Raw genomic sequence first — 14,651 nt, forward strand, 5'->3', positions numbered from 1 at the left:
TAAAATATATTTTCAGTTTTACAAATTATTTTTAAATTTTAAGATGTTGAGGTGCACCATGACGAGCAAGCCATCGGGTTCAATCGGTTGGTTTCAGATTTTCCAGCGCGGGCAGCACTACATGAAGACGTGGCCATCCGACAAGCGTCTTGCGCCAGTCTTTCCCGAAAATCGTATTTCTACCGCGACGCGTTTTGGCGTGCGTTTTATGCCGCCGCTGGCCGTGTTCACGCTAGCGTGGCAGATTGCGCTGGGCGGGCAGCTCGGACCGGCGGTTGCTACCTCAATTTTTGCCTGTAGCCTACCGATGCAGGGGCTGTGGTGGCTGGGCCGTCGTGCCGTTACGCCATTGCCGCCAACGTTGCTCGGCTGGTTCCATGAAGTGCGCCACAAGCTGGTGGAGTCGGGGCAGGCTCTTGCGCCTATCGAAGGCGCGCCAACCTATCAGTCTCTCGCCGACGTGCTTAAACGTGCATTCAAGCAGCTTGATAAAACGTTTCTCGACGAACTTTAAACCGACTTCCTCTGCTTTATCTATTTAATGAAGCGAGGAAGCGGTAACATTCGTAGAGAGAAAAAGTAGGCGTTAAAGTGGTGATTCCTGACTGATTTCATCAAGCGACAGGCTGAAACTAGGGATAAACACCGCCATAAAGTAGTCCATTTCAGGGCTCTGCCTTTCCGCCAGCGTCTTTTCGAGGCGCGTTTTGGCCATCAAAAATTCCGTATTGCCGGCAGACAACTCTTCCAGACATTTCAGGTAGGCGCAGAGCGCGTCGGCCTGCTTGACCGTTTTCTGCTCCTCTTCGCTAAACAGATGTTCATCAATCAGCGAACGGTAATCCTCCTGAAATTCTTCCGGCAGCATTTCAATCAGCTTTTGCTGGGCAATCTTTTCTATCTTCTTGTATTCGTGAGCAATCTGCGGATTGTAATATTTGATTGGCGTCGGCATATCGCCGGTCAGCACTTCGCTGGCATCGTGATACATCGCCAGCAGCGCCACGCGCTCGGCGTTGAGGTTGCCACTGAACTTACGATTTTTGATAAGCGCTAAAGCGTGGGCAACAAAGGCGACCTGCAGGCTGTGTTCAGACACGTTTTCGGTGCGAACATTGCGCATGAGAGGCCAGCGACCAATAAGCTTGAGACGTGACAGGTGGGCAAAAAAGTGACTTTGGCTCATGGGGCTCTCTCATCTAACTTCGATAATTAACAGAGCCCCATTCTTGCACATAATTTCAATGCCCAAAAGATTCGAGTTACAGGCAGTCAATGCTCGTGTAACTCGAATGAAGAAGGGCATTTATTGACGATAGGTTTCCAGGAAGCGACCTAACTTGCCGACCGCCATTTCCAGCTCGTCAACGCGTGGCAGCGTAACGATACGGACGTGGTCCGGATACGGCCAGTTAAAGGCGGAACCCTGCACCAGCAACACTTTTTGCTGTAACAGCAGGTCTAGCACCAGCTTCTGATCGTCATGAATATTGAAACGCTTGGCGTCAATTTTCGGGAACATGTAGAGCGCGCCTTTTGGCTTGACGCAGGAGACACCCGGGATCTGGTTGATCATTTCCCACGCGGCGTTGCGCTGCTCAACAAGACGTCCGCCGGGCTGGATAAATTCGCTGATGCTTTGATAGCCGCCGAGCGCGGTTTGAATCGCGTGCTGCATCGGCACGTTGGCGCACAGACGCATCGAAGCCAGCATTTCCAGACCTTCAATATAGCCTTTGGCGTGCTTTTTCGGGCCGTTCAGCACCATCCAACCCTGACGGAAACCGGCAACGCGATAGGTTTTCGACAGGCCGTTAAAGGTCACGGTCAGCAGGTCGGGTGCCAGCGAGGCGATCGAAATGTGCTGGGCTTCATCGTAGAGGATCTTGTCGTAGATCTCGTCGGAGAAGATGATCAGGTTGTGCTCGCGGGCGATCTCGACGATCGCCATCAGTAGCTCTTTGCTGTAAACGGCGCCGGTCGGGTTGTTCGGGTTGATAATCACGATGCCACGGGTGCGCGGCGTGATTTTAGCGCGAATGTCGTCGAGGTCAGGGAACCAATCGGCGCCTTCATCGCACAGATAATGCACCGCGTTGCCGCCGGAAAGCGAGACGGCAGCTGTCCACAGCGGGTAATCCGGAGCCGGAACCAGCATCTCGTCGCCGGTATTCAGCAGCGCCTGCATGGACTGTACAATCAGCTCCGACACGCCGTTACCGATGTAAACATCTTCAACCGTGATATCGCGCATTTCACGAGCCTGATAGTGCTGCATAATCGCTTTACGCGCAGAAAACAGACCTTTGGAATCACAATAACCCTGCGCCGTCGGCAGGTTGCGGATCACGTCGACCAGAATTTCATCGGGGGCGTCAAAACCAAACGGGGCAGGGTTGCCGATGTTGAGTTTTAGAACCTTATTGCCTTCTTCTTCCAGACGCTTTGCTTCTTTCAGCACCGGGCCGCGGATGTCGTAGCAAACGTTATCCAGTTTGCGGGATTTTTCAATGGGGGACATAAGTCAGTGCGCCTTTTGCGGTAAAGCTTGTTCTTCCGTGGATTGAGGTGCTTCAGAACATAGCGAAGCCGACAATTTACTCTTACCGCGAGGGATTTTGAAGAGCTAAGTCAGGCTTTGGCGTAAAACAGCAGCCGCCACGCGGGTTGTAACATCTATCACCTAACAGAAAGCTCGCAGCGACATTAAAAACTGAATATTTTATTTATACTGATATTAACGCCCAATAAAGAGGCGTAATTACAGATTGACAGTGTATTTACCTGTGTACAGCGGATAGTCCTATTTATTCATCGAGATAGTCAGCCTTCAGCGCTATTTTACTGAAAAATATAATATTGCTAGCGATGCTTTGTTTTGGTGGGCTTAATCTTAAACTGAGGAGATATAGCGCTATTGTGTTTTTTAATAGTGTATAAATAACTCGGAAATGAAAATCATCTACAAAATGCAAAATTCTTGGAGGGATAATAACGTAAGGAATTAGTTAAACGAATCTGATGCTTTCAATCGTACCGTTGAATTTTATATATGAAGCCAGCGGTTCAAAAAGGATAAATCAGACACGCTATTTACTCTAAGATTTGTCTTAATATATTGATGGTATGATAGCGACGCGGAAAACATTTGTTTTTAGACCGACCCATAATTCTATTCCGCGCGCTTATTTCTGTTTGATATTTTACACATTGCTAGCGTTACGCTGTGCCCGCCCGACAGCCGTTGAAATGAGCCAGAGGAGCCCTACTGTACAGTTCGATTAATGAATAAATTTATCGGCTTTTTCTTACCGGGAATTATATTTATCTGAATTTAATACCTATTTGAAAAAGCAGAATAATGATAATCATTTAGCTAAGAGTTGTAGAGTAGAAATATTTCTCATTTCTTCATTATCTAAGAGTGAGTGTCAATCAGATCTGGTATTCTGCGTCTTGCGAAAACTTTTTTTCGCATTATCAGGGTAGCTTGTAATTAGATTTTAAAAGTGAAGAAAAACTATGACAAATGCAAATCGTCCAATTCTTAATCTGGATTTAGACTTGCTTAGGACTTTTGTTGCCGTCGCCGATTTAAATACGTTTGCCGCTGCAGCCGCAGCAGTATGTCGTACTCAATCGGCCGTCAGCCAACAAATGCAACGTCTTGAGCAGTTAGTCGGTAAAGAACTGTTCGCCAGGCATGGACGCAATAAGTTATTGACGGAACACGGTATTCAGTTACTTGGCTATGCTCGAAAAATATTACGGTTTAATGATGAAGCCTGTACTTCGCTGATGTATAGCGATATTCAGGGTGGCGTGACTATCGGCGCGTCAGACGATACGGCGGACACCATTCTGCCTTATCTGCTCAGCCGAGTGACCTCTATTTATCCCAAGCTTTCCATCGACGTTCGCGTGCATCGTAGCCCGCAGATGTTGCCGATGCTCGAAAAGGGTGAAATAGATCTCGCCATTACCACTATGGCAACGACGACCCATCCGCACATTGTGTTGAGAACGTCTCCAACACTGTGGTATTGCGCGGCCGATTTTTCCTATCCGCCAGGCGATAGCGTCCCGCTTGTGCTGTTGGACGATCCTAGCCCGTATCGCACCATGGCTATCGATCACCTCAACAAGGCCGGTATCCCGTGGCGTATTGCCTACGTCGCTTCTACGCTCTCTGCCATCCGTGCCGCCGTGCGTGCAGGGTTGGGTGTGACAGTCAGGCCTATCGAAATGATGAGCCCTGAGCTGCGCGTGCTGGGTGAGCAGGATGGTCTGCCAAGACTGCCGGACACTCAGTATGTGTTGTATAAAAACACTAACTGCGACAACGATCTTGCGATGGCGATTTTCAACGCGGTAGAGCAGGGGAGCGACCCTTATTCGCTCAACAGCTACGCCCAACGCGTCGATGTTGACGACGAATACGAAGACGTTCCCAAATCCTGACGGGAAATGGGTTTTTCCTCTCCCCGCCCTCCTGAATACACCTCGGGGCTGGGGAAGGGAAAACTATTGTAAAAGCGTTAAACAAAGCGCCAAAATCTATAAAGCTTAAAAAATAACCAACACATAAGATTTTCTTTACCAAAGTCGCATTTTCCTGCGTTTTCTCTCCTGCAACAGCCGCGCCTTCCTCAATTTAAATTTAGCTTAAGTCTTATTTACCTCATGCATTCCCCCGCATTCCCCCGCATTCCCCGATTTTTATGTACTTTTGATGCTGCCATTTTTTTATCAAATGCAGATTTTTTTGAAAACGTTAAACAAAATTCATTCAATAATTGCCTTATTTTTTAGCAATCTTGCCCAAAACGTGTCCTGGATCAATAAATAACCCTGTATTCAGAGTGGAAGAATGGGACATACCTGCGACAATAGTAAGGGTAGGTGCTAAAGCATTGACTCCCGTTAACAACCCACCTTTTTTTTAGTGTGTGACTGACTCGATTTAGCTGCCGATTATCGCACCTTGTGTTAATAAAATGCTAAAAATGTAAAATAACGTGGAGAAACTTTTGTCAAAGTTGACAGAAGGTTATAGAAAAGGGTAAAAAGCCCACAGTGTTTCACTGGATAATCGCTTTTTGTTAACCCGGAGTATCTGAAGTCTCAGCTTAATCGTGACTTCAGGGTGAAGGGACCCGTGAAAACTGGTGGTTTTTATCCTTCCCTTGAATCGATGTGGCAGGCAAGTTGCCGTTCAAGAGCAAATGCAGCACGCCACTTTTGATGAGTAAGCATAGAGTATGTCAACAGCCACAGATGTTACCGCTCATAACTGGGCGCTCGCAGTATTTCTCATTATCGCAGTCGGCCTGTGTTGCCTGATGTTGCTAGGCGCCGCTTTCCTGGGAGGGAAAGTTCGCGGACGTAACACGGAAACGCCATTCGAGTCGGGTATTGCCCCCGTGGGCTCCACTCACATGCGTCTCTCGGCAAAATTCTATCTGGTCGCGATGTTCTTCGTGATTTTCGACGTGGAGGCCCTCTACCTCTATGCCTGGTCGACTTCAATCCGTGAAAGCGGATGGACCGGCTTTGTCGAAGCCGCCATTTTCATTTTCGTACTTTTAGCCGGCCTGTTTTATCTGGTTCGCATCGGTGCGCTTGACTGGACCCCGACCCGTTCGAAAGGTCCGGTAAAAGCCAGCCCGGTCATTCCGAGCCCAGTCATTAAGACCAGCAATCACCCGCAAAGTCATCGCCAATAAAAAAGTGAGGCATCAAGATGGACTATACGCTCACCCGCTTAGACCCGAACGGTGAGAACGACCGTTACCCCCTGCAAAAACAAGAAATCGTCGCCGATCCTCTTGAGCAGGAAGTGAACCGCAGCGTGTACATGGGGAAACTCGAACACGCCCTGCATGACGTGGTGAACTGGGGTCGTAAAAACTCGCTTTGGCCATTCAACTTTGGTCTCTCATGCTGTTACGTCGAAATGACCACGTCATTTACGGCGGTGCACGACGTGGCGCGATTCGGCTCCGAAGTTATTCGTGCTTCGCCGCGTCAGGCTGACTTTATGGTGGTTGCGGGAACCTGCTTCACCAAAATGGCGCCGGTTATTCAGCGCCTGTATGACCAGATGCTCGAGCCAAAATGGGTTATCTCGATGGGTGCCTGCGCCAACTCCGGCGGCATGTACGACATCTATTCCGTGGTGCAGGGCGTCGACAAGTTTCTGCCGGTAGACGTTTATATTCCGGGCTGCCCGCCGCGTCCAGAAGCCTATATGCAGGCCTTGTTGCTGCTTCAGGAGTCGATCGGCAAAGAGCGTCGTCCGCTGTCATGGGTGGTCGGCGATCAGGGTGTTTACCGCGCCAATATGCAGTCTGAAAAAGAGCGTAAACGCGCCGAGCGTATTGCCGTGACGAATTTGCGTACCCCTGACGAGATTTAACACTGTCCGTCAACCCTGAGGGGCCGACACCGTCAGGACAAGCAGTAGAAAAAGACGGTTGCACGCCAGGTTGATTTCCCCTTGGGCATAAATGACCATTTTGTGTGGTGAGAAAATATGACAGATTTGACGACGCAAGACCTCGCACAGCCAGCATGGCAGACCCGCGATCATCTCGATGATCCGGTTATTGGCGAGCTGCGTAACCGTTTTGGGCCCGAGGCCTTTTCTGTTCAGCCGACCCGTACCGGTATCCCGGTGGTATGGATCAAGCGCGAACAGATTCTGGAAGTGATTACTTTTTTACGCAAACAGCCAAAACCTTACGTCATGCTGTACGACCTGCACGGCGTAGACGAGCGTTTGCGTACCCACCGCGACGGCCTGCCCGCTGCGGATTTTTCCGTTTTCTATCATCTGCTTTCCATTGAGCGTAACAGCGACATCATGCTGAAAGTGGCGCTGGCCGAAAACGACCTGCATTTACCGACGCTGACCAAGGTCTACCCGAACGCCAACTGGTATGAGCGCGAAACGTGGGAAATGTTTGGCATTACCTTTGACGGTCACCCGCACCTGACTCGCATCATGATGCCAAAGACCTGGGAAGGTCACCCGCTGCGTAAAGATTATCCGGCGCGTGCCACCGAGTTTGACCCGTTCGAGCTGACCAAGCAGAAAGAAGATCTCGAAATGGAAGCGCTCACCTTCAAGCCTGAAGACTGGGGCATGAAGCGCAGCACCGAAAACGAAGATTTTATGTTCCTGAACCTCGGCCCTAACCACCCGTCGGCGCACGGTGCGTTTCGCATCGTTATGCAGCTCGATGGCGAAGAGATTGTCGACTGCGTTCCGGACATCGGTTATCACCATCGCGGTGCCGAAAAAATGGGCGAGCGCCAGTCATGGCACAGCTACATTCCCTACACCGATCGTATCGAATACCTCGGCGGCTGCGTTAACGAGATGCCTTACGTGCTGGCGGTCGAAAAACTGGCCGGCATTACGGTAGGCGATCGCGTAAACACCATTCGCGTGATGCTCTCCGAACTGTTCCGTATCAACAGCCACCTGCTTTACATTTCGACCTTTATTCAAGACGTTGGCGCGATGACGCCGGTCTTCTTCGCCTTCACAGATCGTCAGAAAATCTATGACGTGGTTGAAGCGATCACCGGTTTCCGTATGCATCCGGCCTGGTTCCGTATCGGCGGCGTGGCGCACGACCTGCCAAAAGGCTGGGAACGCCTGATGCGCGAATTCCTCGAGTGGATGCCGAAACGTCTCGACTCCTACATGAAGACCGCGCTGAAAAACAGCATCTTGGTCGCCCGTTCCAAAGGCGTTGCGGCTTATAACGCCGACGACGCGCTGGCGTGGGGCACCACGGGCGCAGGTTTGCGCGCCACCGGCATCGAGTTCGACGTGCGTAAATGGCGTCCGTATTCCGGTTATGAAAACTTTGATTTTGAAGTGCCGGTCGGCGATGGCGTCAGCGATTCCTATTCCCGCGTCATGCTGAAAATGGAAGAGATGCGCCAGAGCCTGCGCATTTTGCAGCAGTGTGTCGACAACATGCCGGAAGGCCCGTTCAAGGCGGATCACCCGCTGACCACGCCGCCGCCGAAAGAGCGCACGTTGCAGCACATCGAAACCCTGATCACGCACTTCCTGCAAGTGTCGTGGGGGCCGGTAATGCCTGCCAACGAATCCTTCCAGATGATCGAAGCGACGAAAGGGATTAACAGCTACTACCTGACGAGCGATGCCAGCACCATGAGCTACCGCACCCGCGTGCGCACGCCGAGCTTCCCGCATTTGCAGCAAATTCCGTCAGTTATCCGTGGCAGCCTGGTTTCCGACCTGATCGTCTATCTGGGCAGTATCGATTTTGTAATGTCAGATGTGGACCGCTAACGATGACAGATCTCAATAAAAACTCAGAGCTTCAGTATATCAACGTCTCAACACCTGCCGCTTACGATGCGGCACTGAGTGGCAAGCAGACTTTCGAGCTGAGCGCGACTGAACGTGATGCGATTGAACATGAAAAACACCATTACGAAGATGCCCGCGCGGTCTCTATCGAAGCGCTGAAAATCGTACAGAAAGAGCGTGGCTGGGTGCCGGACGGCGCAATTTATGCCATCGCCGAGATTTTGGACATTCCGGCGAGCGACGTTGAAGGTGTGGCTACCTTCTACAGCCAGATTTTCCGTCAGCCGGTGGGTCGCCACGTCATTCGCTACTGCGACAGCGTGGTTTGCCACATCACGGGTTATCAGGGCATTCAGGCGGCTATCGAAGCCAAACTCAATATCAAGCCGGGTGAAACCACGCCGGACGGTCGCTTTACTCTGTTGCCAACCTGCTGTCTCGGCAACTGTGATAAAAGCCCGACCATGATGATTGACGAAGACACGCACAGCTACCTGAAACCCGAAGAGATCGGTCAGTTACTGGAGCGTTACTCATGAATGTCTACGGCTACACGCCAAAAGAAATTATCCGCACGCCGGAGATGCATCCACTGACCTGGCGCATGCGTGAAGACCAGCAGCCGGTCTGGATCGATGAATATCGCAGCAAAAATGGCTATGCCGGTGCCGAAAAAGCGCTGAACACGCTGTCGCAAGACGAAATCGTCGCGCTGGTAAAAGATTCCGGCCTGAAAGGGCGCGGCGGCGCGGGCTTCTCTACCGGTTTGAAGTGGAGCCTGATGCCGAAAGACGAATCCATGAACATCCGTTACCTGCTGTGTAACGCCGATGAAATGGAGCCGGGCACCTATAAAGACCGCCTGCTGATGGAACAGATGCCGCACCAGTTGGTGGAAGGCATGCTGATCAGTGCCTTCGCGCTGAAAGCCTATCGCGGCTACATCTTCCTGCGCGGCGAATATATCGAAGCCGCCGTGAATCTGCGCCGTGCGATTGAAGAAGCGCGCGCCGCCGGTTTTATCGGCAAAAATATTCTCGGCACCGGTTTTGATTTCGAACTGATTGTTCACACCGGCGCGGGTCGTTATATCTGCGGTGAAGAAACGGCGCTTATCAACTCGCTGGAAGGCCGTCGCGCCAACCCGCGTTCCAAGCCGCCTTTCCCGGCGTCCGTGGGCGCGTGGGGCAAACCGACCTGCGTCAACAACGTCGAAACGCTCTCCAACGTGCCGGCGATTCTGGCTAACGGCGTGGAGTGGTACAAAGGCATTTCGACCAGCGAAGATACCGGCACCAAGATGATGGGCTTCTCGGGTCGCGTGAAAAACCCGGGCGTGTGGGAGCTGCCGTTTGGCACCACGGCGCGCGAAATCCTTGAAGACTACGCGGGCGGCATGCGCGACGGGCTGAAATTCAAAGCCTGGCAGCCGGGCGGCGCGGGAACGGACTTCCTGACCGATCAACATCTTGATCTGCCAATGGAATTTGCCAGCATCGGTAAAGCGGGCAGCCGTTTGGGCACTGCGCTGGCGATGGCCGTCGATCACGAAATCGGCATGGTTTCTCTGGTCCGCAACCTTGAAGAGTTCTTCTCGCGCGAGTCCTGCGGCTGGTGTACGCCGTGCCGTGACGGCCTGCCGTGGAGCGTCAAGATCCTGCGCGCGCTGGAAGAGGGCAAAGGTCAGCCCGGAGATATCGAAACCCTCGAGCAGCTTTGCCGCCAGCTCGGCCCGGGTAAAACATTCTGTGCTCACGCGCCGGGCGCCGTTGAGCCATTGCAGAGTGCGATTAAATATTTCCGCGATGAATTCGAAGCAGGTATCGCCACGCAGCATTTCAGCAATGCGCGGGCAATTGGCGGCATACAGCCAAACAACCTGCTGAAAGAGCGATGGTAAGTCGCTCAATATAATTATGCTTTGAGAAACCTCTCCCGAAATAATTCGGATTGCTAGGGAGAGCCAGAATTTTTGATTAACGCGCTCATCGAAAGATGAGCCTTGTGGAAGCATGCTGACTATGGCTACGATTCATGTAGACGGCAAAGAATACGATGTTAACGGCGCGGACAACCTGCTTCAGGCTTGCCTCTCCCTTGGCCTCGATATTCCTTATTTTTGCTGGCATCCGGCGCTGGGAAGCGTCGGCGCTTGTCGCCAATGTGCGGTCAAGCAATACCAAAATGCGGACGATACCCGTGGCCGTTTGGTGATGTCCTGTATGACGCCAGCGTCCGATGGAACCTTTATTTCCATCGATGACGGCGAAGCCAAACAGTTCAGGGAGAGCGTGGTCGAGTGGTTGATGACTAACCACCCGCACGACTGTCCGGTGTGTGAAGAGGGCGGAAACTGTCACTTGCAGGATATGACGGTGATGACCGGCCACGCCACGCGCCGCTATCGTTTCACTAAACGTACCCATCAGAATCAGGATCTCGGCCCGTTCATTTCTCACGAGATGAACCGCTGTATCGCCTGTTATCGCTGCGTTCGCTACTACAAAGACTATGCCGACGGCACCGATCTCGGCGTCTACGGCGCGCACGACAACGTCTACTTTGGTCGTCCGGAAGATGGTCCGCTGGAAAGCGAATTCTCCGGCAACCTGGTCGAAGTCTGCCCGACCGGCGTATTCACCGATAAAACGCACTCCGAACGCTACAACCGTAAATGGGACATGCAGTTTGCACCTAGCATCTGCCAGCAGTGCTCCGTAGGCTGTAACACCAGCCCGGGCGAGCGCTACGGCGAGCTGCGTCGTATCGAAAACCGCTACAACGGTACGGTAAACCGCTACTTCTTATGTGACCGCGGTCGTTTTGGCTATGGCTATGTGAATGCAAAAGATCGTCCTAAACATCCGATGCAGCAGCGCGGCAATGACTGGATCGCACTGAACGCCGAGCAGGCGATGCAGGGCGCGGCGGATATTATGCGCCAGTCCAGCAGAACCATCGGTATCGGCTCACCGCGCGCCAGCCTCGAAAGCAATTTCGCGCTGCGCGAGCTGGTCGGCGCTGAAAACTTCTATACCGGAATCAACGCGGCGGAGCAAAACCGTCTGGCGATGATGCTGAACATCTTGAAAAACAGCGGCGTGACGACGCCAGCCCTGCACGACATCGAATCATACGATGCCGTTCTGGTGCTCGGCGAAGATTTGACGCAAACCGGCGCGCGTATTGCGCTGGCCGTGCGTCAGGCTGTGAAGGGCAAGGCGCGCGCCATGGCCGCCGCGCAGCGTGTCGCCGACTGGCAGATTGCCGCCGTGCAAACCATTGGTCAGCACGCCAAGCATCCGCTGTTTGTGACCAACGTCGATAACACCCGCCTCGATGATATTGCCGCGCTGAACTTCCGCGCGCCGGTCGACGAGCAGGCGCGTTTCGGCTTCGCGATTGCTCACGCCATCGATGAAACGGCGCCTGCCGTCAGCGAGTTGGCGGAAGGCGTCGACAAGAAAGTCGACATGATCATGCAGGCGCTGACCGGCGCAAGAAAACCGCTGATTATTACCGGCACCAACGCAGGCAGCGACGCGATTATCGCGGCAGCAGCCAACGTGGCAAAAGCGTTGAAAGCGCGCGGTAGCGACGTCGGCATCACCTTTATTGCCTCTTCTGCCAACAGCATCGGCCTGTCGCTCATCGGCGGCGGAAATCTCGACGATGCGCTGAGCCTGCTGGCCAACGGCGGCGCAGACAGCGCTATCGTGATGGAAAACGACCTCTATCGCCAGGCGCCGGAAGCCGCAATCGACGCCGCGTTGAACAAAGTGCAGAACCTGCTGGTGGTCGATCACCAACGCACTCGCATCATGGACAAGGCCAGCCTTATCCTGCCTGCGGCGAGCTTCGCCGAAAGCGACGGCACGCTGGTCAATCAGGAAGGCCGCGCCCAGCGCTTCTTCCAGGTTTATGATCCGGCTTATTACGACCACACGGTAACGATGCTTGAAAGCTGGCGCTGGATGCACTCGCTGCACTCGACGCTCAACAGCCGTCAGGTTGACTGGACCCAGCTCGATCACGTTATCGACGCCTGCGTCGCCGCGCTTCCCCAGCTGAAAGGCATGGTCGAAGCCGCACCAAACGCGTCATTCCGTATTCGCGGGCAAAAGCTGGCCCGTTCGCCAAACCGCTCCAGCGGCCGTACCGCCATGCGCGCCAACATCAACGTGCATGAACCGCGTCAGCCGCAGGACAAAGACACCATGTTTGCCTTCTCGATGGAAGGGAACAACAGCCCTTACGCTAATCGTCAACAGGTGCCGTTTGCCTGGGCGCCGGGCTGGAACTCCCCGCAGGCGTGGAACAAATTCCAGGCTGAAGTCGGCGGCAAGCTGCGTCACGGCGATCCGGGTGTGCGCCTGATTGAAGCAGGCGAGGGCGGTCTCGACTATTACAGCGAAATTCCGGTCGCCTTTGCTGCCGAAGAAAATCACTGGCGTGTCGCGCCTTACTATCACCTGTTTGGTAGTGAAGAGATGTCGCAACGTTCACACGTGATTCAGCAGCGTATGCCAGAAGCCTACGTGATGGTGAATCCGGCCGATGCCGCGCAGCTTGGCGTCAATCAGGGCACGCAGGTTGAGTTTACCTGTGGCGGTCAAACCCTGACTCTGCCGGTACGTCTGAGCGAAACGCTAGGTAAAGGACAAGTTGGTCTGCCGCTGGGCTTGCCGGGAATTCCTCCGGTGCTGGTAGGCGCAACGGTTGAGAATTTGCGGGAGGCAACCCGATGAACTGGTTTACACCTGAAGTGATCGACACCCTCATCGCCGTAGTCAAAGCGGTGGTGATTTTGCTGGTGGTGGTCACCTGCGGCGCGTTTATGAGCTTTGCCGAACGCCGCCTGCTGGGCCTGTTCCAGAACCGTTACGGACCAAACCGTGTCGGCTGGGGCGGCTCATTGCAGCTGGTTGCCGACATGATCAAGATGTTCTTCAAAGAGGACTGGGCGCCGAAGTTTTCCGACCGCGCCATCTTTACTCTGGCACCGATGATAGCCTTCAGCTCCATGCTGATGGCCTTCGCGATTGTGCCGGTTGCGCCGACCTGGTACGGCGCCAACCTGAACATCGGCATTCTGTTCTTCCTGATGATGGCCGGTCTGACGGTTTACGCCGTGCTGTTCGCTGGCTGGTCGAGTAACAACAAATACTCGCTGCTCGGCGCGATGCGTGCTTCGGCCCAAACCCTGAGCTACGAAGTGTTCCTCGGCCTGTCGGTGATGGGCGTGGTGGCGCAGGCGGGGTCGTTCAACCTGCAAGATATCGTGCGTTCGCAGGAACACCTGTGGAACATTATTCCGCAGTTCTTTGGCTTCCTGACCTTTGCGATTGCGGGCGTCGCGGTATGTCACCGTCATCCGTTTGACCAGCCGGAAGCCGAGCAGGAGCTGGCCGACGGTTATCACATCGAATATTCCGGCATGAAGTTCGGGCTGTTCTTTGTGGGCGAATATATCGGTATCGTGACCGTTTCCGCACTGATCGTCACGCTGTTCTTCGGGGGTTGGCAGGGTCCATTCCTGCCGCCGTTCATCTGGTTTGCGTTGAAAACCGCGTTCTTCATGGTGATGTTTATTTTGCTTCGCGCTGCGTTACCTCGTCCACGTTACGATCAGGTGATGTCCTTTGGCTGGCGTATTTGCCTGCCGCTGACCTTGCTGAATCTGCTGGCGACCGCCGCGGTCATTCTGTACAACGCAAATTAATATAAGGGGTGATTGAACCATGACATTGAAAGAACTAGTGGTTGGTTTCGGCACCCAGGTTCGCAGTTTGTGGCTGATAGGCCTGCACGCCTTCGCCAAACGTGAAACCTTGATGTATCCGGAAGAGCCTGTTTACCTGCCGCCGCGCTATCGTGGTCGTATTGTATTGACCCGCGACCCTGACGGCGACGAGCGCTGCGTGGCCTGTAACCTGTGTGCGGTTGCCTGTCCGGTAGGCTGTATTTCGCTTCAGAAAGCCGAGACGAAAGATGGCCGTTGGTATCCGGAATTCTTCCGCATCAACTTCTCCCGTTGCATCTTCTGCGGCCTGTGCGAAGAAGCCTGTCCAACGACGGCTATCCAGCTGACGCCAGACTTTGAGCTGGGCGAGTTTAAACGTCAGGATCTGGTGTACGAGAAAGAAGACCTGTTGATCTCTGGACCCGGTAAGTATCCGGAATATAACTTTTACCGGATGGCCGGTATGGCAGTTGACGGCAAAGCGAAAGGCGAAGCCGAAAACGAAGCCAAGCCGATCAACGTCAAAGGTCTGATGCCTTAAGGAGCCGCAAG

12 protein-coding genes are annotated in these 14,651 nt (G+C 53.4%); 10 read left to right on the forward strand and 2 right to left on the reverse strand.

Annotated features, from left to right (window positions below; all coding sequences use genetic code 11):
• The first annotated feature begins 58 nt into the window (after positions 1–58).
• Positions 59–514, forward strand: a complete 456-nt coding sequence (yfbV, locus tag SC206_RS15755; protein ID WP_332738503.1) for a terminus macrodomain insulation protein YfbV — start codon at positions 59–61, stop codon at positions 512–514.
• A 72-nt stretch (positions 515–586) separates the two neighbouring features.
• Here yfbV and yfbR read toward each other — a convergent pair whose 3' ends face one another.
• Both yfbR and SC206_RS15765 read right to left on the reverse strand, forming a co-directional pair.
• Complete coding sequence (gene yfbR, locus SC206_RS15760; protein ID WP_332738505.1) at positions 587–1,186, reverse strand: 5'-deoxynucleotidase; 600 nt, start codon at positions 1,184–1,186, stop codon at positions 587–589.
• Positions 1,187–1,306: 120 nt separating this feature from the next.
• Positions 1,307–2,521: a pyridoxal phosphate-dependent aminotransferase gene (locus SC206_RS15765; protein WP_332738506.1), complete on the reverse strand. Its 1,215-nt coding sequence runs from the start codon at positions 2,519–2,521 to the stop codon at positions 1,307–1,309.
• A 1,001-nt stretch (positions 2,522–3,522) separates the two neighbouring features.
• Between SC206_RS15765 and lrhA the strand changes: the two genes are divergently transcribed.
• From lrhA to nuoI, 9 genes are all read left to right on the forward strand, one after another.
• A complete protein-coding gene (gene lrhA / locus SC206_RS15770) occupies positions 3,523–4,461 on the forward strand; it encodes a transcriptional regulator LrhA (RefSeq protein WP_332738508.1) in 939 nt (312 codons plus the stop codon).
• Between the two features lie 800 nt (positions 4,462–5,261).
• On the forward strand, positions 5,262–5,726 hold the full coding sequence (locus SC206_RS15775; protein ID WP_332738510.1) for an NADH-quinone oxidoreductase subunit A: 465 nt from the start codon (positions 5,262–5,264) through the stop codon (positions 5,724–5,726).
• A 17-nt stretch (positions 5,727–5,743) separates the two neighbouring features.
• Positions 5,744–6,418, forward strand: a complete 675-nt coding sequence (locus SC206_RS15780) for a NuoB/complex I 20 kDa subunit family protein (protein ID WP_169402971.1) — start codon at positions 5,744–5,746, stop codon at positions 6,416–6,418.
• Between the two features lie 117 nt (positions 6,419–6,535).
• Positions 6,536–8,335 (forward strand): NADH-quinone oxidoreductase subunit C/D, encoded by a 1,800-nt coding sequence (gene nuoC, locus SC206_RS15785; RefSeq protein ID WP_332738517.1) that lies wholly within the window; start codon positions 6,536–6,538, stop codon positions 8,333–8,335.
• A 2-nt stretch (positions 8,336–8,337) separates the two neighbouring features.
• A complete protein-coding gene (gene nuoE / locus SC206_RS15790) occupies positions 8,338–8,895 on the forward strand; it encodes an NADH-quinone oxidoreductase subunit NuoE (protein ID WP_332738519.1) in 558 nt (185 codons plus the stop codon).
• Positions 8,892–10,256 (forward strand): NADH-quinone oxidoreductase subunit NuoF, encoded by a 1,365-nt coding sequence (nuoF, locus tag SC206_RS15795; RefSeq protein ID WP_332738521.1) that lies wholly within the window; start codon positions 8,892–8,894, stop codon positions 10,254–10,256. Before nuoE ends, nuoF begins: the two co-directional genes overlap by 4 nt.
• Positions 10,257–10,377: 121 nt before the next feature.
• The gene (gene nuoG, locus SC206_RS15800; RefSeq protein ID WP_332738523.1) at positions 10,378–13,104 is read left to right on the forward strand and encodes an NADH-quinone oxidoreductase subunit NuoG; all 2,727 of its coding nucleotides are present in this window, start codon (positions 10,378–10,380) and stop codon (positions 13,102–13,104) included.
• On the forward strand, positions 13,101–14,078 hold the full coding sequence (gene nuoH / locus SC206_RS15805) for an NADH-quinone oxidoreductase subunit NuoH (protein ID WP_332738525.1): 978 nt from the start codon (positions 13,101–13,103) through the stop codon (positions 14,076–14,078). The genes nuoG and nuoH overlap by 4 nt, the downstream gene beginning before the upstream one ends.
• Positions 14,079–14,097: 19 nt before the next feature.
• Entirely contained in the window at positions 14,098–14,640 is a 543-nt protein-coding gene (gene nuoI / locus SC206_RS15810) for an NADH-quinone oxidoreductase subunit NuoI (RefSeq protein ID WP_332738527.1), read from the forward strand.
• Positions 14,641–14,651 lie beyond the last annotated feature (11 nt).

This window comes from Rouxiella sp. T17 (assembly GCF_036663475.1).
Taxonomy (GTDB): domain Bacteria; phylum Pseudomonadota; class Gammaproteobacteria; order Enterobacterales; family Enterobacteriaceae; genus Rouxiella.

Excerpts from the sequence above, each read along its gene's own strand:
- yfbV (WP_332738503.1), top strand. The coding sequence starts at position 59 with ATGACGAGCAAGCCATCGGGTTCAATCGGTTGGTTTCAGATTTTCCAG.
- yfbR (WP_332738505.1), bottom strand. The coding sequence starts at position 1,186 with ATGAGCCAAAGTCACTTTTTTGCCCACCTGTCACGTCTCAAGCTTATT.
- SC206_RS15765 (WP_332738506.1), bottom strand. The coding sequence starts at position 2,521 with ATGTCCCCCATTGAAAAATCCCGCAAACTGGATAACGTTTGCTACGAC.
- lrhA (WP_332738508.1), top strand. The coding sequence starts at position 3,523 with ATGACAAATGCAAATCGTCCAATTCTTAATCTGGATTTAGACTTGCTT.
- SC206_RS15775 (WP_332738510.1), top strand. The coding sequence starts at position 5,262 with ATGTCAACAGCCACAGATGTTACCGCTCATAACTGGGCGCTCGCAGTA.
- SC206_RS15780 (WP_169402971.1), top strand. The coding sequence starts at position 5,744 with ATGGACTATACGCTCACCCGCTTAGACCCGAACGGTGAGAACGACCGT.
- nuoC (WP_332738517.1), top strand. The coding sequence starts at position 6,536 with ATGACAGATTTGACGACGCAAGACCTCGCACAGCCAGCATGGCAGACC.
- nuoE (WP_332738519.1), top strand. The coding sequence starts at position 8,338 with ATGACAGATCTCAATAAAAACTCAGAGCTTCAGTATATCAACGTCTCA.
- nuoF (WP_332738521.1), top strand. The coding sequence starts at position 8,892 with ATGAATGTCTACGGCTACACGCCAAAAGAAATTATCCGCACGCCGGAG.
- nuoG (WP_332738523.1), top strand. The coding sequence starts at position 10,378 with ATGGCTACGATTCATGTAGACGGCAAAGAATACGATGTTAACGGCGCG.
- nuoH (WP_332738525.1), top strand. The coding sequence starts at position 13,101 with ATGAACTGGTTTACACCTGAAGTGATCGACACCCTCATCGCCGTAGTC.
- nuoI (WP_332738527.1), top strand. The coding sequence starts at position 14,098 with ATGACATTGAAAGAACTAGTGGTTGGTTTCGGCACCCAGGTTCGCAGT.